The 15,706-nt window shown below is 68.6% G+C and carries 20 protein-coding genes and 1 tRNA gene; 16 read left to right on the top strand and 5 right to left on the bottom strand.

Going from position 1 to position 15,706, the window contains the following annotated elements:
• Positions 1–3 precede the first annotated feature (3 nt).
• The 3 genes from ACXJKM_RS28190 (at position 4) to ACXJKM_RS28180 (ending at position 2,247) form a co-directional block, all read left to right on the top strand.
• Positions 4–825, top strand: coding sequence for an ABC transporter ATP-binding protein (locus ACXJKM_RS28190; RefSeq protein WP_056195551.1), 822 nt, complete (start codon positions 4–6; stop codon positions 823–825).
• A 57-nt stretch (positions 826–882) separates the two neighbouring features.
• Positions 883–1,602: a GntR family transcriptional regulator gene (locus ACXJKM_RS28185; RefSeq protein ID WP_457356394.1), complete on the top strand. Its 720-nt coding sequence runs from the start codon at positions 883–885 to the stop codon at positions 1,600–1,602.
• 195 nt (positions 1,603–1,797) lie between these two features.
• Positions 1,798–2,247 (top strand): universal stress protein, encoded by a 450-nt coding sequence (locus ACXJKM_RS28180; RefSeq protein WP_056195544.1) that lies wholly within the window; start codon positions 1,798–1,800, stop codon positions 2,245–2,247.
• A 55-nt stretch (positions 2,248–2,302) separates the two neighbouring features.
• Here ACXJKM_RS28180 and ACXJKM_RS28175 read toward each other — a convergent pair whose 3' ends face one another.
• Positions 2,303–2,659 carry an MmcQ/YjbR family DNA-binding protein gene (locus tag ACXJKM_RS28175; RefSeq protein WP_457356393.1) on the bottom strand — a complete coding sequence of 119 codons (357 nt, stop codon included), beginning with the start codon at positions 2,657–2,659 and terminating at the stop codon, positions 2,303–2,305.
• Between the two features lie 245 nt (positions 2,660–2,904).
• On the opposite strand from ACXJKM_RS28175, the gene ACXJKM_RS28170 reads away from it, so the two are divergent.
• The 3 genes from ACXJKM_RS28170 to ACXJKM_RS28160 all read left to right on the top strand — a co-directional run bounded on the left by ACXJKM_RS28170 (position 2,905) and on the right by ACXJKM_RS28160 (position 5,870).
• Positions 2,905–3,681 (top strand): tetratricopeptide repeat protein, encoded by a 777-nt coding sequence (locus tag ACXJKM_RS28170; RefSeq protein ID WP_457356392.1) that lies wholly within the window; start codon positions 2,905–2,907, stop codon positions 3,679–3,681.
• 50 nt (positions 3,682–3,731) lie between these two features.
• A complete protein-coding gene (locus ACXJKM_RS28165) occupies positions 3,732–4,649 on the top strand; it encodes a LysR substrate-binding domain-containing protein (RefSeq protein ID WP_457356391.1) in 918 nt (305 codons plus the stop codon).
• Between the two features lie 66 nt (positions 4,650–4,715).
• Entirely contained in the window at positions 4,716–5,870 is a 1,155-nt protein-coding gene (locus ACXJKM_RS28160) for an alpha-hydroxy acid oxidase (protein ID WP_056195533.1), read from the top strand.
• Between the two features lie 3 nt (positions 5,871–5,873).
• On the opposite strand, the gene ACXJKM_RS28155 is transcribed toward ACXJKM_RS28160, so the two are convergent.
• Positions 5,874–6,263 carry a nuclear transport factor 2 family protein gene (locus ACXJKM_RS28155; RefSeq protein ID WP_235531916.1) on the bottom strand — a complete coding sequence of 130 codons (390 nt, stop codon included), beginning with the start codon at positions 6,261–6,263 and terminating at the stop codon, positions 5,874–5,876.
• Between ACXJKM_RS28155 and ACXJKM_RS28150 the strand changes: the two genes are divergently transcribed.
• Positions 6,262–7,191 (top strand): DUF2785 domain-containing protein, encoded by a 930-nt coding sequence (locus ACXJKM_RS28150; RefSeq protein WP_457356390.1) that lies wholly within the window; start codon positions 6,262–6,264, stop codon positions 7,189–7,191. The genes ACXJKM_RS28155 and ACXJKM_RS28150 overlap by 2 nt on opposite strands.
• Here the strand turns inward: ACXJKM_RS28150 and ACXJKM_RS28145 are convergent.
• A complete protein-coding gene (locus tag ACXJKM_RS28145) occupies positions 7,188–7,709 on the bottom strand; it encodes a GNAT family N-acetyltransferase (protein WP_457321599.1) in 522 nt (173 codons plus the stop codon). The two genes, ACXJKM_RS28150 and ACXJKM_RS28145, sit on opposite strands and share 4 nt — an antisense overlap.
• Positions 7,710–7,805: 96 nt before the next feature.
• Here ACXJKM_RS28145 and ACXJKM_RS28140 point away from each other — a divergent pair, with 96 nt between their 5' ends.
• The 5 genes from ACXJKM_RS28140 (at position 7,806) to ACXJKM_RS28120 (ending at position 11,725) form a co-directional block, all read left to right on the top strand.
• A complete protein-coding gene (locus ACXJKM_RS28140) occupies positions 7,806–8,963 on the top strand; it encodes a serine hydrolase domain-containing protein (RefSeq protein WP_457356389.1) in 1,158 nt (385 codons plus the stop codon).
• 130 nt (positions 8,964–9,093) lie between these two features.
• Positions 9,094–9,291 carry a YgaP-like transmembrane domain gene (locus tag ACXJKM_RS28135; RefSeq protein WP_056195517.1) on the top strand — a complete coding sequence of 66 codons (198 nt, stop codon included), beginning with the start codon at positions 9,094–9,096 and terminating at the stop codon, positions 9,289–9,291.
• An 18-nt stretch (positions 9,292–9,309) separates the two neighbouring features.
• Entirely contained in the window at positions 9,310–9,846 is a 537-nt protein-coding gene (locus ACXJKM_RS28130; protein WP_457356388.1) for an RNA polymerase sigma factor, read from the top strand.
• Positions 9,847–9,942: 96 nt separating this feature from the next.
• Entirely contained in the window at positions 9,943–10,620 is a 678-nt protein-coding gene (locus ACXJKM_RS28125) for a hypothetical protein (RefSeq protein WP_457356387.1), read from the top strand.
• Between the two features lie 121 nt (positions 10,621–10,741).
• Complete coding sequence (locus ACXJKM_RS28120; RefSeq protein ID WP_457356386.1) at positions 10,742–11,725, top strand: hypothetical protein; 984 nt, start codon at positions 10,742–10,744, stop codon at positions 11,723–11,725.
• 21 nt (positions 11,726–11,746) lie between these two features.
• Here ACXJKM_RS28120 and ACXJKM_RS28115 read toward each other — a convergent pair whose 3' ends face one another.
• On the bottom strand, positions 11,747–12,151 hold the full coding sequence (locus ACXJKM_RS28115) for a DUF1761 domain-containing protein (protein ID WP_457356385.1): 405 nt from the start codon (positions 12,149–12,151) through the stop codon (positions 11,747–11,749).
• An 84-nt stretch (positions 12,152–12,235) separates the two neighbouring features.
• On the opposite strand from ACXJKM_RS28115, the gene ACXJKM_RS28110 reads away from it, so the two are divergent.
• Genes ACXJKM_RS28110 through ACXJKM_RS28095 form a run of 4 tightly spaced genes read left to right on the top strand, consistent with a single transcriptional unit; the run spans position 12,236 to position 15,540 of the window.
• Positions 12,236–13,312, top strand: a complete 1,077-nt coding sequence (locus tag ACXJKM_RS28110; protein WP_056195504.1) for a sensor histidine kinase — start codon at positions 12,236–12,238, stop codon at positions 13,310–13,312.
• Complete coding sequence (locus ACXJKM_RS28105; RefSeq protein ID WP_457356384.1) at positions 13,309–14,082, top strand: LytR/AlgR family response regulator transcription factor; 774 nt, start codon at positions 13,309–13,311, stop codon at positions 14,080–14,082. The genes ACXJKM_RS28110 and ACXJKM_RS28105 overlap by 4 nt, the downstream gene beginning before the upstream one ends.
• Positions 14,083–14,105: 23 nt before the next feature.
• A complete protein-coding gene (nadA, locus tag ACXJKM_RS28100; RefSeq protein WP_056195499.1) occupies positions 14,106–15,206 on the top strand; it encodes a quinolinate synthase NadA in 1,101 nt (366 codons plus the stop codon).
• Positions 15,207–15,249: 43 nt separating this feature from the next.
• The gene (locus tag ACXJKM_RS28095) at positions 15,250–15,540 is read left to right on the top strand and encodes a late competence development ComFB family protein (protein ID WP_056195496.1); all 291 of its coding nucleotides are present in this window, start codon (positions 15,250–15,252) and stop codon (positions 15,538–15,540) included.
• Positions 15,541–15,626: 86 nt separating this feature from the next.
• On the opposite strand, the gene ACXJKM_RS28090 is transcribed toward ACXJKM_RS28095, so the two are convergent.
• A tRNA-Pro gene (locus ACXJKM_RS28090) sits at positions 15,627–15,703 on the bottom strand.
• Positions 15,704–15,706 lie beyond the last annotated feature (3 nt).

The following is a 15,706-nucleotide window of genomic DNA, read 5'->3' as shown; positions in this document are numbered from 1 at the left end:
GCCATGTCCGCCGTCATCAACGCCCCGGTCGTGCCCGATGTGCCCGTGCGCGCCTTCCAGCCCGGTCCCGCCGGCACCCACATCACCATCCGCGGGCTGACGAAATACTTCGCCGGCTGGCCGCTGTACGAGGACTTCAACCTCGACATCCCCAAGCACAAGATCGTGTCCGTCTTCGGCCCCAACGGCTGCGGCAAGAGCACGCTGATCAACATGATCGCGGGGCTGATTCCCATCGACTCGGGCCAGATCCTGTTCGACGGCAAGAGCCTCAAGGACACCAAGATCGGCTACGTGTTCCAGAACTACCGCGAGGCGATGTTCCCGTGGATGCGCACCATCGACAACATCGCCTACCCGCTGAAGATGGAAGGCCGCAGCAAGGCCGAGGTGGACCGCCGCATGGCCGAGCTGGTGGAGAGCTTCGACGTCAAGTTCGACCTGAACCGCTACCCCTACGAACTCTCGGGCGGGCAGCAGCAGACGGCCTCCATCATGCGTGCGCTGGCACCCGGCCCCGAGGTGCTCTTCCTCGACGAGCCTTTCTCGGCGCTGGACTTCGAGATGACGCTGTTCATCCGCGAGAAGCTCCAGGAGGTCTTCATGCAGACGGGCACGACCATGATGCTGGTATCGCACGACTTGGAGGAGGCCGTGTACCTCGCCGACGAGGTGCTGCTGCTGACCAAGCGGCCGACCCGGGTGGCCGAGATCCTGAAGTACGAGGACCCGCGGCCGCGCACGGTGGCCACTTTGTCGGAGCCGAGCTTCATCACGGCCAAGAAGCAGAGCCTGGAGATCTTCCAGCGCGAGGTGCGCCGTTGAACATGCTCGCTGAGCAGAAGAGCTTGCTCACCCCGCCCGCTGGCTAAGATCGCCGGCATGCGGGCCATCGTCGACTCTTCTGCCAGCGCCCCGCGTGCCGGCCGTCCCAATCTGGCCGAGCAGGTCTACGCCCGGCTCAAGGCCGAGCTGAACGACTTCCAGCTCGTACCGGGCGACCGCTTCTCGGAGGCGGAACTGGGCCAGCGCCTGGGCGTCAGCCGCACGCCGGTGCGGGAAGCGCTTTTCAAGTTGCGCAACGAGGGCTTTCTCGACGTCGAGGCCAAGTCGGGATGGTCCGTGCGGCCGATCGATTTCGGCAGGTTGGAGCAGCTCTACGACCTGCGCGTCGTCCTGGAGCTGGCCGCCGTGGCGCGGCTGTGCACGCACACCGGCACGCCGCCGCCGGAGCTGGAATCGTTGAAGGACATCTGGCTGGTCCCCGCCGCCGAGCGACTGAGTGATGCCCGCGAGGTGGGCATGCTGGACGAGGCCTTCCACGCCACGCTGGTGAGCGCGGCAGGCAACGCCGAGATAGCCCGTGTGCACTGGGACGTGACGGAGCAGATCCGCATCATTCGCCACCTGGATTTCACGCGCGACCACCGCATCGAGGCGACCTACGCTGAGCACGCCAAGATCCTGCGCGCAGTCATGCAGCGCAAGGTCGAGCAGGCCCATTTGCTGCTGCGCAGCCATGTCGAACAGAGCAAGGCCGAGGTGCGCAAGATCACGCTGGCGACGCTGCACGAGGCGCGGGAGCGGTCCAAGAGCGCGTAGTGCGGGACAGCACGTGATCAAGACCCACCGCAAAGGGTCAGCCAAGATACCGAAGAGCCCACCCAAGTTGCCCGCCGCGGCGTACTATCGTCGCAGACGATCTGCCCGCAAGCCGGGTCCGGTCGGGTCACCTGGGCAGGTGATGCTAGGCCTGCTCTGACGTGCGAGTGCCCGGCTTCTAGCCAGAGGTGCATCATGTTCAAGCACATCCTGCTTCCGACCGATGGGTCTCGGTTCTCCGAGCAAGCGGTCTTTCATGGCGTCGAGTTGGCAAGGCTTTCCGGCGCGCGGGTGACGGCGTTCTACGCCACGCCTGCCTTTCATGTGCTGACCTATCGAGCGTCTGAGTTGGAGGGTTCGCGCGATCAGTTCGCGACAGACGTGCGGGCCCACGCGGACCTTTACCTCAAGTTTGTCAGCGGCGTGGCGAACGAAGCGAAGGTGCCCTGCGAGACCTTGATGGAACAGAACGACCATCCCCATGACGCCATCTGCAGTGTCGCCAAGCGCCTGCAGTGCGACCTGATCGTGATGGCTTCGCATGGCCGCAAGGGCTTGACCGGGCTGCTGCTCGGTAGCGAGACCCAGCGCGTGCTTGCACACACCGAAGTGCCCGTTCTGGTGTGGCGCGCCCAATCCAGCTGAGCGTTTCGCTGGCGCCCAATGCGCGAGTCACGCGGTGCACGCTCTCGGCCCGGACCTACTCGGCCAGGCCGAGGCTCAGCCGCAGCCTCTTCGGCAGCTTGGCAGCCACCAGCTCATGCGAGCGCTTCACCAGTGCCTTGAGTTCCGACAAGGGCAGCGCCTTCGCATCCTCCACCGCCACCCAGTGATACCGCGCCGCGTAAGGCGCGGGCGCGATGCCGGGCACACCGGTCAGCTCCAGGAAGCGGTGCTCGTCGACCTTGAAGCTGCAATGCGTCCACTTGCCGGGGTGTGGCCCGCCGACGAAGAACATCTTGCCGCCGACGCTGGCCACCCAGTCGGCGCCCCATTTGATGTCCTGCGTGGCGCCAGGCAGTTCCATGGCGTATTTGGCGAGGGCTGAAAAGCTCATGGTGTCGGGCAGGGTTCGCGTTGTGGTGGCGGCCGGCGCAGGGTGCGCCGGCCCGCCGCTGAAGCCTTGAAATTCTCGCCGAGCGCCTCGGTTTGCGGCAATTTGCAGCATTACTGCACGCCGCGCAGCCCTGCCCTGCTGCCCGGCCCACCAACAATTCAGGGATACGCCTTGCCGGGCGCCTGAGCACCGCTCGGGCCGCCCAAACCAGGTCGCAATATCGACCTCCAACGCCCGCCTGCTGCATGAATATCCTCAACCTGGGGCCGACCCCGCCCATGGCCCTCAACGCGCAGCCCGTAGACCCACTCCAGCACGGCATGGCCCTGTTCCATGCCAACCCGCCGGACTATGAGCGCGCGGTGGGCTGGTTCCGTGCCGCGGCAGACAGCGGCGACAAGGACGGGCTCGCCATGCTGGGGCTGTGCCAGCTGGAAGGGCTGGGCATGGCCGCGGACCCGGCGCAGGCGCGGCGGGTGCTGGAACAGGCCGCGTCCCGGCGCAGCGCCATCGGGCGCTTCCAGCTCGGGCGGGCGCTGATGACCGGCCGGGGCGGGCCGGTCGACGAGACGGCGGGCCTGTCGGCCTACGTGACGGCGGCGGCCATGGGCCACGCCGAGGCCACCTTCAACCTCGCCAACTGCCTGTACGCCGGCGTGGGCTGCCTGCCCGACCGGCTGGCGGCCAAGTCGCTCTACCTGCGCAGCCGTGCCCTGGGCTGCACCTTGAGCCCGCAAGGTGTGCGGGTACGCAGCCACGAGCTGAAGGCGGTTCGCGCGCTGGCGCAGCGCTTTGCCGACCCGAACCGCATGTTCTTCCTCGTGCAGGAGCGCCAGCAGGAGTTGGCGCTGGTGCACGCCATCGCGCAGCCCGGCGATACACCCAGGCTTGGTCACGCAAATGCTGCGAGGCCCCAAGCCCTGCGGCTGGCCGCGGGTGTCGTGGCGGCGATGGCCGGCACCTTGGGCCAATACCTGCGCCGGCCGTCGCGCGACGCCGGGCCGACGACGATCAACTTCTGACGCACCGCATCCCCTCGCCTGCTCCGGGGGTGGCTGGGTAGGATGACCCCATGTCCTCGCGCGCCATCCGCCTGCCCTCGCTCGACGCTCTGCTCGCCTTCGAGGCCGTGGCCCGCACGGGCGGCTTCGAGGCCGCCGCCGCCGAACTCGCGCTGACGGCCAGCGCCGTCGCCAAGCGCGTGGCCGGGCTGGAGGAGCGGCTGGGCCAGCCCCTGTTCCTGCGTCAACCCGCCAAGGGCCTGACCCTGACCTCCGCCGGCCACGAGTACCTGCCCCAGGTACGCCAGGCCCTGGCCCTGCTGCAGGCCATGCCGCTGCACCAGCGCGCCAGCCAGCAGCGCGAGCGTCTGCGCGTGACGTCCACGCCCACCTTCGCCCGCCAGTTGCTGGTGCCGGGCCTGCCCGGCTTCACGGCAGCCCACCCCGAAGTGGAGTTGGAGCTGACGCTGTCAGTCCCGCTGCTGGCCGAGGGCGACGCGGGGGCGGACCTGGAGATCCGCCACGGCGCTGTGCCGGACGACATCGCGCCCGCCCAGGTGCTGCTGCGCGACCGCCTCACGCCGCTGGCCGCGCCCGCCCTGCTGGCCCGCCACGAACCGCTGCGCGAGCCGGCCGACCTGCTCGCCCTGCCGCTGCTGCGCACGCCGCTGCAGCCCTGGGCGCCCTGGCTGCGCGCCGCCGGCCTGGGCGATGTGCCCGAGCCGGACGAAGGCCCGCGCTTCGTCGACCTGGGCCTGACGCTGGCCGCGGCCCTGGCCGGCCAGGGCGTGGCACTGGCCCGGCTCAGCCTCGCCCGCCACGAGCTGGCCGAAGGCCGCCTCGTCCAGCCGTTTGCGCTGACCGTGCCGGCCGAGCGCCACTACGGCCTCATTCGCCACCGCGCCAGCCCGGCATCCGAGGCCTTCGCCGAGTGGCTGCATGCGCATTGCCGCGCGCTCGAAGCGGAAAACTCCTCTCGACCCGGCTGAGTTTTTTTCCGGGGCGACCGGTGCGGTGCGGGCCTAGCATCGCGGCCTCACTCCGACCAGTCCGCCATGCCCGTCATCACCTGCATCGAAGACCTGCGCCAACTCGCCGAGAAGCGAGTGCCGCGCATGTTCTACGACTACGCCGATTCCGGCTCCTGGACGGAGACGACCTACCGCGCTAACGAGAGCGACTTCCAGGCCATCAAGCTGCGCCAGCGCGTGGCCGTCAACATGGAAGGCCGCAGCACGGCCGTGAAGATGGTGGGCCAGCAGGCCAAGATGCCCGTGGCCATCGCCCCCGTGGGGCTGACGGGCATGCAGCACGCCGACGGCGAGATCCACGCGGCGCGCGCGGCCGAGAAGTTCGGCATCCCGTTCACGCTCAGCACGATGAGCATCTGCTCCATCGAGGACATCGCCGAGAACACCTCGGCGCCGTTCTGGTTCCAGCTCTACATGATGCGCGACCGCGAGGCCATGGCCCGCATGATCGACCGCTGCAAGGCCGCCAAGTGCTCGGCCCTGGTGCTGACGCTGGACCTGCAGGTCATCGGCCAGCGCCACAAGGACCTGAAGAACGGCCTCACCGCGCCGCCGCGGCCGACGCTGGCCAACATCATCAACCTGATGACCAAGCCACGCTGGTGCCTGGGCATGGCCGGCACGAAGCGCCACACCTTCCGCAACCTCGTGGGTCATGTGAAGGGCGTCAGCGACATGCGGTCCCTCTCGGCCTGGACCAACGAGCAGTTCGACCCGCGCCTGAGCTGGGCCGACATCGCCTGGGTCAAGGAGCAATGGGGTGGCAAGCTCATCCTCAAGGGCATCATGGACGTGGAAGACGCCAAGCTCGCCGTGCTGGCGGGGGCCGACGCCATCGTCGTCAGCAACCACGGTGGCCGCCAGCTCGATGGCGCGCCCAGCAGCATCCACGCGCTGCCCGCCATCGCGGCCGAGGTGGGTTCGCAGACGGAAGTGTGGATGGACGGCGGTATCCGCTCCGGCCAGGACGTGCTCAAGGCCTGGGCCTTGGGCGCCCGCGGCACGATGATCGGCCGCGCCATGGCTTATGGCCTGGGTGCGATGGGCGAGGAAGGCGTGGCCAAGGCGCTGGCCATCCTGCACAAGGAGCTGGACGTGACCATGGCCTTCTGCGGCCACACGCAGCTCACCAACGTGACGCGCGACATCCTGGTGCCGGGCACCTACCCGACGGCCTGAGTCTTACCAGGAAGTCTCGGCCGCGGTGCCCTGGTGGTAGAGCATCTGCCAGGCCTCGCCCTCGCGCACCCAGACCGAGGAGCGCAGCGTGTGCCGCGTGAGCGATCCGTCCGGCTGGCGGTGCGCAGCACGATAGGTCAGCAGCGCCGCCGAAGGGCCGAGGGGCCGCACGGCGAATTGATCGGGCTCGACACTCGGCGGACCCTCGTCTCTGCGGCCCTGCTCGGCCAGGAAACGCAGGATGGTGGGTCGGTCATAGGCCCGGCCGGAACGGCCGACCTCGTGAAAATCCGCGTGCAGCAGGGCTTGCAACCGCGCTTCGTCCAGGCGCACGCCGGGGTGATGCAGTTCGACTTCCAGACGCCGCAGCGTATCCACCAGGTCATCTTCCATGCGGCGCATTGTCGTCAGCAGCGGTGACTTTTCGCCCGCGGGCCACATCGTGCGCTACTGTGCCTCCATGAAGACCGCGTCCGTCCGCATCTGCCTGTTGCTGTCCACGCTGAGCGTGGGCGTCGCCGCCCAGACCTGCGCGCCGCCCGTCGACTTGAAGACCGAAACCGACCCAGCGCGCATCCAGCAGCAGGCCATCGCTCTGCTACCCTGCCTGGGACATCCCGACTTCCAGCTGCGCGACGACATTGCCTTCGAGCAGATCTCTGCATGGGCGCGCGGCGGCAAGCTGGAGGCCGCCACGCTGCAACGCCTGCGCACCGACCTCGTCGCCGTGCTGGACGCCAAGCCCGACACCGCCGGCGTGCACCAGCCCTTTGCGGTCCTCACGCTGGCCGAAGTGGCACGGGCCGACCGCCTCAAGCCCTTCATGACCACCGAGCAGCGCGGCGAGCTCGTCGAGCATGCCGCGCGCTTCCTCAGCAGCGTGCGCGACTACCGCGGTTTCACACCTGGCGAGGGTTGGCGCCACGGCGTGGCCCATGGTGCCGACCTGGCTCTGCAGCTCGGCATGAACGAGGCGCTGAGCGCGGCGCAGCGCCAACAACTTCTGGACGCCGTCAGCAGCCAGGTGCTGGCCGACCACGGGCATGCCTACCGCTTCGGCGAGGGCCAGCGCCTGGCGCGCGCCGCGTTGCAATTGCAGCTCAGGCTCCAACCCGACGAAGCCGCCGTGCAGGCCTGGCTGGACCGGCTGCTGCAGCCGTTGAAGGCAGCCAAAGCCTGGGACGAGACCGCGCTGATCGATCTGCACAATCTGCGGGAGTTCCTGTGGCCGCTGCTGGCCGGCGTGCTGGACGTCACCGACGCCGCCCAGCGCGAACGGCTTTTGGTGCCGCTGCAGAAGACGCTACGCCGCCTGCCTTAGTCGGCGTGCCGCTCGAAGTGAAGCCGGTCGTGCCAGACGCCGCCGAGCTCGAAGCTGCGCAGCGAATGGCCGAACTGGCGAAAGCCATTGCGCAGCAGCACCTTCACCGAGCCGCCGTTGCCGACGCGTGCGTTGGCCTCCACGCGCATCAAGCCCAGCTCGCCAAAGGCCATGGCCAGCACCAGCCGGACGGCCTCGCTGGCATAGCCCCGGCCGCAGGCCGACTCGGCCATGCGATAGCCCAGCTCAGCCATCTGAAAATGAGCACGCTTCACGCCGATCAGGTTCACGCGGCCCACCAGCTCGCCGGCCACGGTACGCACGAGGAACTGGTAGCCCTTGTCTTCAGCGGCCTCGCGCTCGGCCAGCGCAATGGCGGCATCAACGCCCTCGCGTGAGTAGAAGCCGGGCGGCCGTGAGTTGATGCGGGTCTCGAAGAAGGCGCGGTTGTCCGTTTCGAAGCGCAGCAGCTCGTCGGCGACGTCGGGGGTGGGGGCAATCAGTTCGAGCAGGTTCATGGGCGGCAGCAAAGATGGCGCACCGATTACAACAGCAGCGGCGGTGGCCTCGCCTCGCGCCCGCGGGTGCCGTTAGGCTGGCGCCCAGGAGAAACCATGCGCCCTGCCCGCCTTGCCGCTTTGCTGATCGCCCTGCCCCTGCTGGCCGCGGCCGCCCCGCCCGCGATCCCGAGCAGCGACGCCATCGACGCCGAGGCCGCACGGCTGATGGCCGCCGCCCAGGCCCAGGGCCTGGCCGTGGCCGTCATTGACGACGGCCAGATCGTGCACGTCGGCGCCTACGGCAAGCGCAATGCTGCGGGCGAGCCGCTGCTGCCCGACACCGTCATGTACGGCGCCTCGCTGACCAAAGCGGCGTTCGCCTACTGGGCCATGCAGCTGGTCGAGGAGGGAAAACTCGATTTGGACCGGTCACTGGCAGGCTACCTGGACCGGCCGCTGCCGGAGTACGCCGGCTTCTTGACGCCCTATTCGTGGCAGCACTTGGCGGGCGACAACCGCTGGCGCCAGCTGACCGCTCGCATGCTGCTGACGCACAGCAGCGGCTTCGCCAACTTCGCCTTCCTGGAGCCCGACCGCCGGCTGCGCATTCACTTCGACCCCGGCTCACGCTACGCGTACTCCGGCGAAGGGCTCATCCTGCTGCAGTTCGTGCTGGAGCGCGGCCTGGGTCTGGACGTGGGCGCCGAGGTGCAGCGCCGCGTGTTCACGCCGTTTAGCATGACACGCACCAGCCTGAAGTGGCGCGCCGACTTCAGGCCCAACCTGGCCGACGGCTGGACGGCCGACGGCCGCGTGGTGCCGCACGCCGAACGCAGCAAGGTGCGCGTGGCCGGTTCCATGGACACGACCATTGCCGACATGGCCCGCATGGCGTCCGGCTACATCCGCGGCGTCGGCCGGTCGGCCGAGAGCGCCRCCGCGCTGACGGCGCCCCAGTTGCCCATCACGACGGCCACCCAGTTCCCGACATTGCAACCCGAACTGCCACCGGCCAGGCGCCGAGCCGACCTCACCGCAGGTCTGGGCGTCATCGTCTTTGAAGGCCCGCAGGGGCCGGGCTTCTACAAGGGCGGCCATGACGACAGCACCGGCAACACCTGGGTCTGCGTGAAACCGAGCAGGCGCTGCGTCGTCATCCTGGCCAACGACGTGCGCGCCGAGCGGGCCTTTCCGCAACTCGTGCGCTTCATCCTCGGCGAGACCGGCGTGCCATGGGGCTGGGAGTACGGTGCCATGGACTTCCTGCGCTAGCGGCCAGCGCTGCGCGAGCATTTGTCAGGGTCCGCCAGGACAAAATATTTTTGACCGGCCGCGAATCCGATCGCGCCCTGGCTCCCTCTTAGTGACCGAGGGCTGTCCTCGAACACTTGAGAGTCGAACCATGATCTATGTGAAAAACGTTCCGAACGGCGAGCGCGCCGTGCGCGTGGCGGCGGGCCTGGTGGCCGCGGCCCTGGGGCTGCTGCTGTTGGGCGGCATGGGCGGCTGGCTGGTGGCTGGCGGGGCGGCCGGGTTGGTGGCATCCGGGCTGTTCGGTTTCTGCCCGGCTTGCGCCATGATTGGCCGCAAGTTGAAGTAGCAGCCGGGCAGCACTGACATGGCCCTGGCCCCACAACACCAGCCCCTGCTCGCGGCCGCGCACGGCGGCGATCCGCGGGCACTGGAGCAATTGCTGAAGATCTCCCGGCCCGACATCCGCCGCTATGCCCAGCAGCACTGCCTGCTCAGCGACGTCGATGACGCGGTGCAGGAGGCCCTGCTCATCGTCAGCCGCAAGCTGCCGTCGCTGCGCGTGCTGGCGGCTTTCTCGGGCTGGTTGATCCGCCTGGTGCAGCGCGAATGCCGGCGCCTGGGCCGGCTCACGCTGCGCTATGACCCGTATGACGAGGAAAAGCTGGAGCAGTGGCTGGTCGTGCGCGACGAAGTGGGCCTGCGGCGGGAACTGGTGGCGGCGCTGGAGTCGCTGCCGTCCCACTACCTCGAGGTCATGCTGCTGCGCGACCTGGAGGAGCTAACCATCGAGGAAATCGCCGCCCGCACCGGCCTCACGCGGCCGAACGTGAAGAGCCGGTTGCATCGCGCCCGGGCACTGGCGCGGGAGTACCTGCTGGGCGGGAAACCGGCCGGCGTCTGACGGTGGCCGCCCGCAGCGGGACTTCCTCCTCTCCGACTTGAGTGCCGCCGTGGCAGTGCAAGCATGGTTGCCTCCATAACTTCGGAGACAGACACCATGAATCGACGCCACTACGTTCTCGGCGCGGCCACCTTGCTGGCCGGGCTCTCGTTGCCCGCTCTGGCACAGCGCGGCGATGACGACGGCGAGTTCGTCATCCTGCAAGCGCGCTACGGCACGGACCGCAACCATGTCGATGTGACCGACCAGCTGCGCCAGCTGGCCCGCCGTGACCGCCGCGTGCGGCTGACCAACGACCTGTTCGGCGTGGACCCCGACCCCGGCCGCGACAAGTACCTGCGCATCTACGCCCGCGACAGCCAAGGCCGCGAACGCCGCTTTGACTACCCCGAGCGCGCATGGATTGACGGCGGGCAATTCACCGCCTGGGGCGCGGGCCGCTGGGGCGAACCGAACTACAACGGTGGCTGGGCCGGCAACCCCTATCGCGACCGCCACGATGACGGCAGCTACACCATCCTTCACGCCAACTACGGCACCCCCGGCCGCGAGGTGGACGTGACCGGCAGGCTGCGCGAACTGGCGCGCCGCGACGAGCGCTTCCGCATGGGCAACGACACCTTCGGCGTCGACCCCGACCCGGGCCGCGACAAGCGGCTGATCATCATTGCGCGCGACCCCAATGGCCAGCAGCGCAGCTTCGCGTACGCCGAGGGCAGCTGGGTGGATGGCAGCCAGTTCACTGGTTGGCGCCGCGGCGACTGGGGCCGCTGATCGCGCGGTTTACCCGCCCTTACAACCGGCGAAGCCCGGCGTCCTCGCGCCGGGCCGTCCTCGCGTTGAACCCTTGGCCGTGCGACCATGCCCGGCCAAGACCAACAACGAGGGGATCGCCATGAAACGCCGCCAATTGGGCCAATGGACACTGGGCCTGGGTGCAGCCCTGGCCACTGCCATCACCGGGCCCGCCTGGGCCGACGATGACGGCGAGTTCGTCATCCTACATGCCCGCTACGGCACCGAGCACAACCACGTGGACGTGACCGGCCGCCTGCGCGAGCTGGCCCGCCAGGACCGGCGCTTTCGCTTGAGCAACGACCTCTTCGGCGTCGACCCCGAGCCTGGGCGCACCAAGACGCTGCGCATCTTTGCCCGCGACCGCCAGGGGCGTGAACGCACCTTCGAATTCCGTGAACGCGACTGGGTCGACGGCAACAGGTTCATCGGCTGGGGCCGCGGCAACTGGGGCGAGTCCGGCGGGTCGGGCGGTTGGCAAGGGGGCGGCAACAGCCCGGGCGGCGACCGCCACGACGACGGCGAGTTCACCATCCTCTACGCCACCTATGGCGCCGATGGCCGCGACGTGGACGTCACCGACCGCCTGCGCGAACTGGCGCGGCGCGACCAACGCGTGCGGTTGACCAATGAACTCTTCGGTGTTGACCCGTTTCCCGGAAAGACCAAGGTCCTGCGCATCTTTGCCCGCGACCGTGGCGGCCAGGAGCGCGTCTTCGAGTACCGCGAGTACGGCACCATCGACGGCAACCAGTTCGTCGGCTGGGGCCGCGGCGACTGGGGCCGCGGCGACTGGGGCCGCGGCCACCGCGGCGGCGGCGACCAGGGCCCGGTGCGGCCCGGCAGCGGCCGGCTCATCATCGACAGCGCCAGCTACGGCGCCGACGGCCGCTGGACCGACGTGACCCAGGCCCTGCGCGGCCAGGTCCGCGGCGACCGCTTCGAGACCGAGGTGCGCAACGAGCTGTTCGGCTTCGACCCCGCGCCCGGCCGCCGCAAGCTGCTCAGCGTGACCTATCGCTTCGGCAGCGAGCCGCCGAACACGGTGCGGGTTGGTGAAGGCGACCGGCTGCGGCTGCCCTAGGAAGGCGCAAGCGATCCGGCTTCAATGCCAGGCGCCGAGGATGGCGCCCATCACCGTGTAGGCCACCACCTGGTAGCCGCTGTTGATGAGCCAGAGCTTGAGCGAGCGCTGCTCGAACAGGTAGATCACGCCCAGGCTCATGGCCACCCAGCCCAGGCCGGTGGCCAAGCCGGCGAACAGGCCGAAGCTCAGAGTCGCCTTGGCGCCGAGGAAGGCCGCCAGGTTGAAGGCCATCACCAGCGAGGCCAGCGCCGACAGGCCGAAGACCTTGGCCGGGCTGGCCTGCTTGGCCTGGGCCTCGCTCAGGCCCGCCTCGGCCATCCAGGCCTTGGCGAAAAGGATGGGCGAGTACCAGAGCCCGCCGATCAGGAAGCTCGACAAGGCCGCCACAATGACCGCCGGGAAGTTGAATTGCACTGCGTCCATCGCAGACCCCTCTTGAAGTTGTTGGTGCGGCGATGCTGAGGCGCTCCCGTCCCCGGCAACAGCGGTCGCGCGCCGAAGTCGAAGATGAGCACGCCCAAAGCCGACAAACTGCCGCTCAAATCGCCGCCGAACCCGCCGATGCAGGCGCGCCTGGATGACCGGCTGCTGATGGCCGGCGGTTCGCTCGCCTTCGGGCTGGCCATCCCCTGGCTGACTGGGCTCTATGGGCCACTGGGCCCCGGCGACGCGCGCTTCTGGGTCGGCTTTGCCGGCTTCATCGCGCTGGCCTTTGCTATCTGGGCAGGCAACCGCTGGCTGCTGTTCAAGCAGCGCGAGCACCTGAACTGGTTCGCCCACCCGCTGCGCAAGCTCCTGATGCTGGTCAGCGCCAATGTGCTCTACACCGCGCCGCTGACRCTGGCCGCCATCTGGGCCTGGTTCCATGTCGCTGGGCAGCCGGTCGACGCCAATGCGCTGAAGCTGGTGGTGGCCACCAACGTCATCTGCGTGCTGTTCGTGACGCATGCCTACGAGACCATGTTTCTGATCCGCGAGCGCGAGTCGGACATGCTGCGTGTGGAGCGCCTGGAGCGCGCCCGCACGCAGGCCGAGCTTGGCGCGCTGAAGGCTCAGGTCGACCCGCATTTCCTGTTCAACAGCCTGAACACCCTGGGCCATCTGATCGAGAGCGACGCGAAGAGCGCCCGCGAGTTCAGCGACACCCTGGCCGAGATCTACCGCTATGTGCTGGACAGCCGCCAGCGCGACCTCGTGCCACTGGACGAAGAGCTCGCCTTCCTGCGCCACTACCACCGCCTGCTGGCCCTGCGCTTTGGCGCCGCCATGCCACTGGAGCTGGACCCGGCCTTGCAAACCGGCTCGTGGCTGATCCCGCCGCTGGCGCTGCAGACGCTGCTGGAGAACGCCATCAAGCACAACGAGGCCAGCGCCGCGCAGTCGCTGACCGTCAGCTTCACGCTGGACGGGGACCGCGTGCACGCCCGCAACGCGCTGCAGCCGCGCCGCAGCGCCCTGCCCTCCTCAGGCCTGGGCCTGGCCAACCTCGACGAGCGCTGCCGCCTGCTGGCCGGCCGCGCGCTGGAACGCCGCGCCGAGGCTGGCGTGTTCGAAGTCTCCATTCCGCTGCTGGCCCGCCCATGAAGATCTTCATTGCCGAAGACGAGCCCCCGGCGCGCGAGCGCCTGACCGCCACGCTGGCCCGCGTCGCGCCTGAGGCCCGCGTGCTGGGCCACAGCGACACGGTGCAAGGCACGCTGGCCTGGCTCGCTGACCACCCCGCACCCGACCTGCTGCTGCTCGACATTCAGCTCGCCGACGGCCTGTCGCTGGAGCTGTTCCGCGACCGCCGCCTGGCCCTGCCCACGGTCTTCACGACCGCCTATGACCAGTTCGCGCTGCAGGCCTTCCAGGCGCTGGCGGTGGACTATCTGCTCAAGCCCGTCTCCGACACCGCGCTGGCCCAAGCCCTGGCCAAGGCCGAGCAATGGCGCAGTCATTTCGACCTCCAGGCCAAGGAGCGCTGGAACCACCAGCTCGACGGCCTGCTGCAGCGCCTGAGCCCGCCTGCCGGCCGCCAGCGCATCGTCGGCCGCAAGGGCGGCCAGCAGTTCCACGCGCTGGAGCTGGCCGACATCGCCTATTTCGTCTCGGTGGACAAACTCTGCTTCGCCATCACCCAGGCCGGTGAGCGCTATCTGGTCGAGCCCACCTTGGGCGAGCTGGAGGAGGAGCTCGGGCCGCAGCGCTTCTTTCGCGCCAACCGCCAGCTGTTGGTGGCCGCGGGCGCCGTGCAACGCTTTGCGCCCGCCGGCAAGGGAAGGCTGAAGCTCGCCCTCAGCCCGGCCCTGGACGGCGAGCTGCTGATCAGCCAGGAGCGCGCCGCGGCTTTTCGCCAGTGGCTGGAGGGGTAAACCCGGGCGGGCTACGATTCGGCATGGATCAAGTCTTGTTCGATTTCACCAAGCAGGATGCCACCGGCAGCTGCTCGACGGCCCACGCCTGGGCCAAGGTGCCCACACCGCTGACAGCGCCCGAGCGCAGCGCGCTGACCGAGCGCGCCAAGGCCCTGCTTCAAAAACACAACGCCGTCCTCGTTGCCCACTACTACGTCGACGGCGCGTTGCAGGATCTGGCGCTGGAGACCGGCGGCATCGTGTCCGACTCGCTGGAGATGGCCCGTTTCGGCCGCGACCACGCTGCACAAACCCTGGTCGTGGCCGGCGTGCGCTTCATGGGTGAGACGGCCAAGATCCTCAGCCCCGAGAAGCGCGTGCTGATGCCCGACCTGGACGCCACCTGCTCGCTGGACCTGGGCTGCCCCGAGGACGAATTCGCCGCCTTCTGCGACGCCCACCCGGACCGCCAGGTCGTCGTCTACGCCAACACCAGCGCCGCCGTGAAGGCCCGTGCCGACTGGATGGTGACCAGCTCCTGCGCGCTGGAGATCGTGGCCGACCTGCATGCCAGGGGCCAGAAGATCCTCTGGGCGCCGGACCGGCATCTGGGCCGCTACATCCAGGAAGAGACCGGCGCCGACATGCTGATGTGGAACGGCGCTTGCATCGTCCACGACGAGTTCAAGGGGCTGGAGCTGGAACTGCTGCGCGAGCAGCACCCGGGTGCACTGATCCTGGTCCACCCCGAATCACCCAAGAGCGTCGTCGAGCAGGCCGACGTCGTCGGCTCCACCTCGGCGCTGATCAGGGCCGTCGTCGAAGGCACGGCGCCCGCCTATATCGTCGCCACCGACAACGGCATCCTGCACCGCATGCGCCAGCTGGCGCCGGGCAAGCTGCTGATTGAGGCGCCCACGGCCGGCAACAGCGCCACGTGCAAGAGCTGCGCCCACTGCCCCTGGATGGCGATGAACGGCCTGGCCAACCTGGTCGACTGCCTGGAGAGCGGCGAGCCGCAGATCCACGTCGATGAAGCCATCCGCGTGAAGGCGCAGGGCTGCATCAACCGCATGCTGGATTTCGTCTCGGCGAGAAAGACTGCCGCTGCCGGTATGACCCCGGGTATCGGCGCCGCCTGATGGGGCTATAAATCGGCATTCACCGTCCTTGACGAGGCCCGCCATGAATGCCGACTTCAGCTCCCTCTACAACCACCATGAGCGCGAGGTCTTCGGCGCGGTCATGGACTCGTCCACCGACTACCCCGACATCGCGGCCAGCAACGACCTGCTCTGCGATGTCTGCTGCGTGGCACTGAACCGCCTGCCCCCGCGCTACATCCGCCATGAGGTGGACTTCAGCTTCTACCTGACCGAGCACGAACGGCTGGAGATCGACAACGCGATCGTCGAGGCGGTGTCGTATGCGTTCAACTTTGTGCAGGCGCGCACGGCGCTGCGGTCGCGCAAATAGGCCGAGTCGAGCAGGAATGGAAAAGGCCCGCCTCTCACGAGGCGGGCCTTTCACAAGATTCCTTGAGGGAATCACTCCGTTATAGATGGTCGGGGCGGCGGGATTCGAACTCGCGACCCTCTGCTCCCAAAGCAGATGCGCTACCAGGCTGCGCTACGCCCCGAAC

The sequence above is a fragment of the Roseateles sp. P5_D6 genome, from assembly GCF_054049415.1.
Note: the sequence above shows the minus strand (reverse complement) of the source record. Positions and strands in the feature narration are given on the sequence as shown.

Excerpts from the sequence above, each read along its gene's own strand:
- ACXJKM_RS28130 (WP_457356388.1), top strand. The coding sequence starts at position 9,310 with ATGGCCCTGGCCCCACAACACCAGCCCCTGCTCGCGGCCGCGCACGGC.
- ACXJKM_RS28150 (WP_457356390.1), top strand. The coding sequence starts at position 6,262 with ATGCGGCGCATTGTCGTCAGCAGCGGTGACTTTTCGCCCGCGGGCCAC.
- ACXJKM_RS28105 (WP_457356384.1), top strand. The coding sequence starts at position 13,309 with ATGAAGATCTTCATTGCCGAAGACGAGCCCCCGGCGCGCGAGCGCCTG.
- ACXJKM_RS28115 (WP_457356385.1), bottom strand. The coding sequence starts at position 12,151 with ATGGACGCAGTGCAATTCAACTTCCCGGCGGTCATTGTGGCGGCCTTG.
- ACXJKM_RS28175 (WP_457356393.1), bottom strand. The coding sequence starts at position 2,659 with ATGAGCTTTTCAGCCCTCGCCAAATACGCCATGGAACTGCCTGGCGCC.
- ACXJKM_RS28135 (WP_056195517.1), top strand. The coding sequence starts at position 9,094 with ATGATCTATGTGAAAAACGTTCCGAACGGCGAGCGCGCCGTGCGCGTG.
- ACXJKM_RS28125 (WP_457356387.1), top strand. The coding sequence starts at position 9,943 with ATGAATCGACGCCACTACGTTCTCGGCGCGGCCACCTTGCTGGCCGGG.
- ACXJKM_RS28185 (WP_457356394.1), top strand. The coding sequence starts at position 883 with ATGCGGGCCATCGTCGACTCTTCTGCCAGCGCCCCGCGTGCCGGCCGT.
- ACXJKM_RS28155 (WP_235531916.1), bottom strand. The coding sequence starts at position 6,263 with ATGGAAGATGACCTGGTGGATACGCTGCGGCGTCTGGAAGTCGAACTG.
- ACXJKM_RS28160 (WP_056195533.1), top strand. The coding sequence starts at position 4,716 with ATGCCCGTCATCACCTGCATCGAAGACCTGCGCCAACTCGCCGAGAAG.
- nadA (WP_056195499.1), top strand. The coding sequence starts at position 14,106 with ATGGATCAAGTCTTGTTCGATTTCACCAAGCAGGATGCCACCGGCAGC.
- ACXJKM_RS28145 (WP_457321599.1), bottom strand. The coding sequence starts at position 7,709 with ATGAACCTGCTCGAACTGATTGCCCCCACCCCCGACGTCGCCGACGAG.
- ACXJKM_RS28190 (WP_056195551.1), top strand. The coding sequence starts at position 4 with ATGTCCGCCGTCATCAACGCCCCGGTCGTGCCCGATGTGCCCGTGCGC.
- ACXJKM_RS28165 (WP_457356391.1), top strand. The coding sequence starts at position 3,732 with ATGTCCTCGCGCGCCATCCGCCTGCCCTCGCTCGACGCTCTGCTCGCC.
- ACXJKM_RS28120 (WP_457356386.1), top strand. The coding sequence starts at position 10,742 with ATGAAACGCCGCCAATTGGGCCAATGGACACTGGGCCTGGGTGCAGCC.
- ACXJKM_RS28095 (WP_056195496.1), top strand. The coding sequence starts at position 15,250 with ATGAATGCCGACTTCAGCTCCCTCTACAACCACCATGAGCGCGAGGTC.
- ACXJKM_RS28170 (WP_457356392.1), top strand. The coding sequence starts at position 2,905 with ATGAATATCCTCAACCTGGGGCCGACCCCGCCCATGGCCCTCAACGCG.
- ACXJKM_RS28180 (WP_056195544.1), top strand. The coding sequence starts at position 1,798 with ATGTTCAAGCACATCCTGCTTCCGACCGATGGGTCTCGGTTCTCCGAG.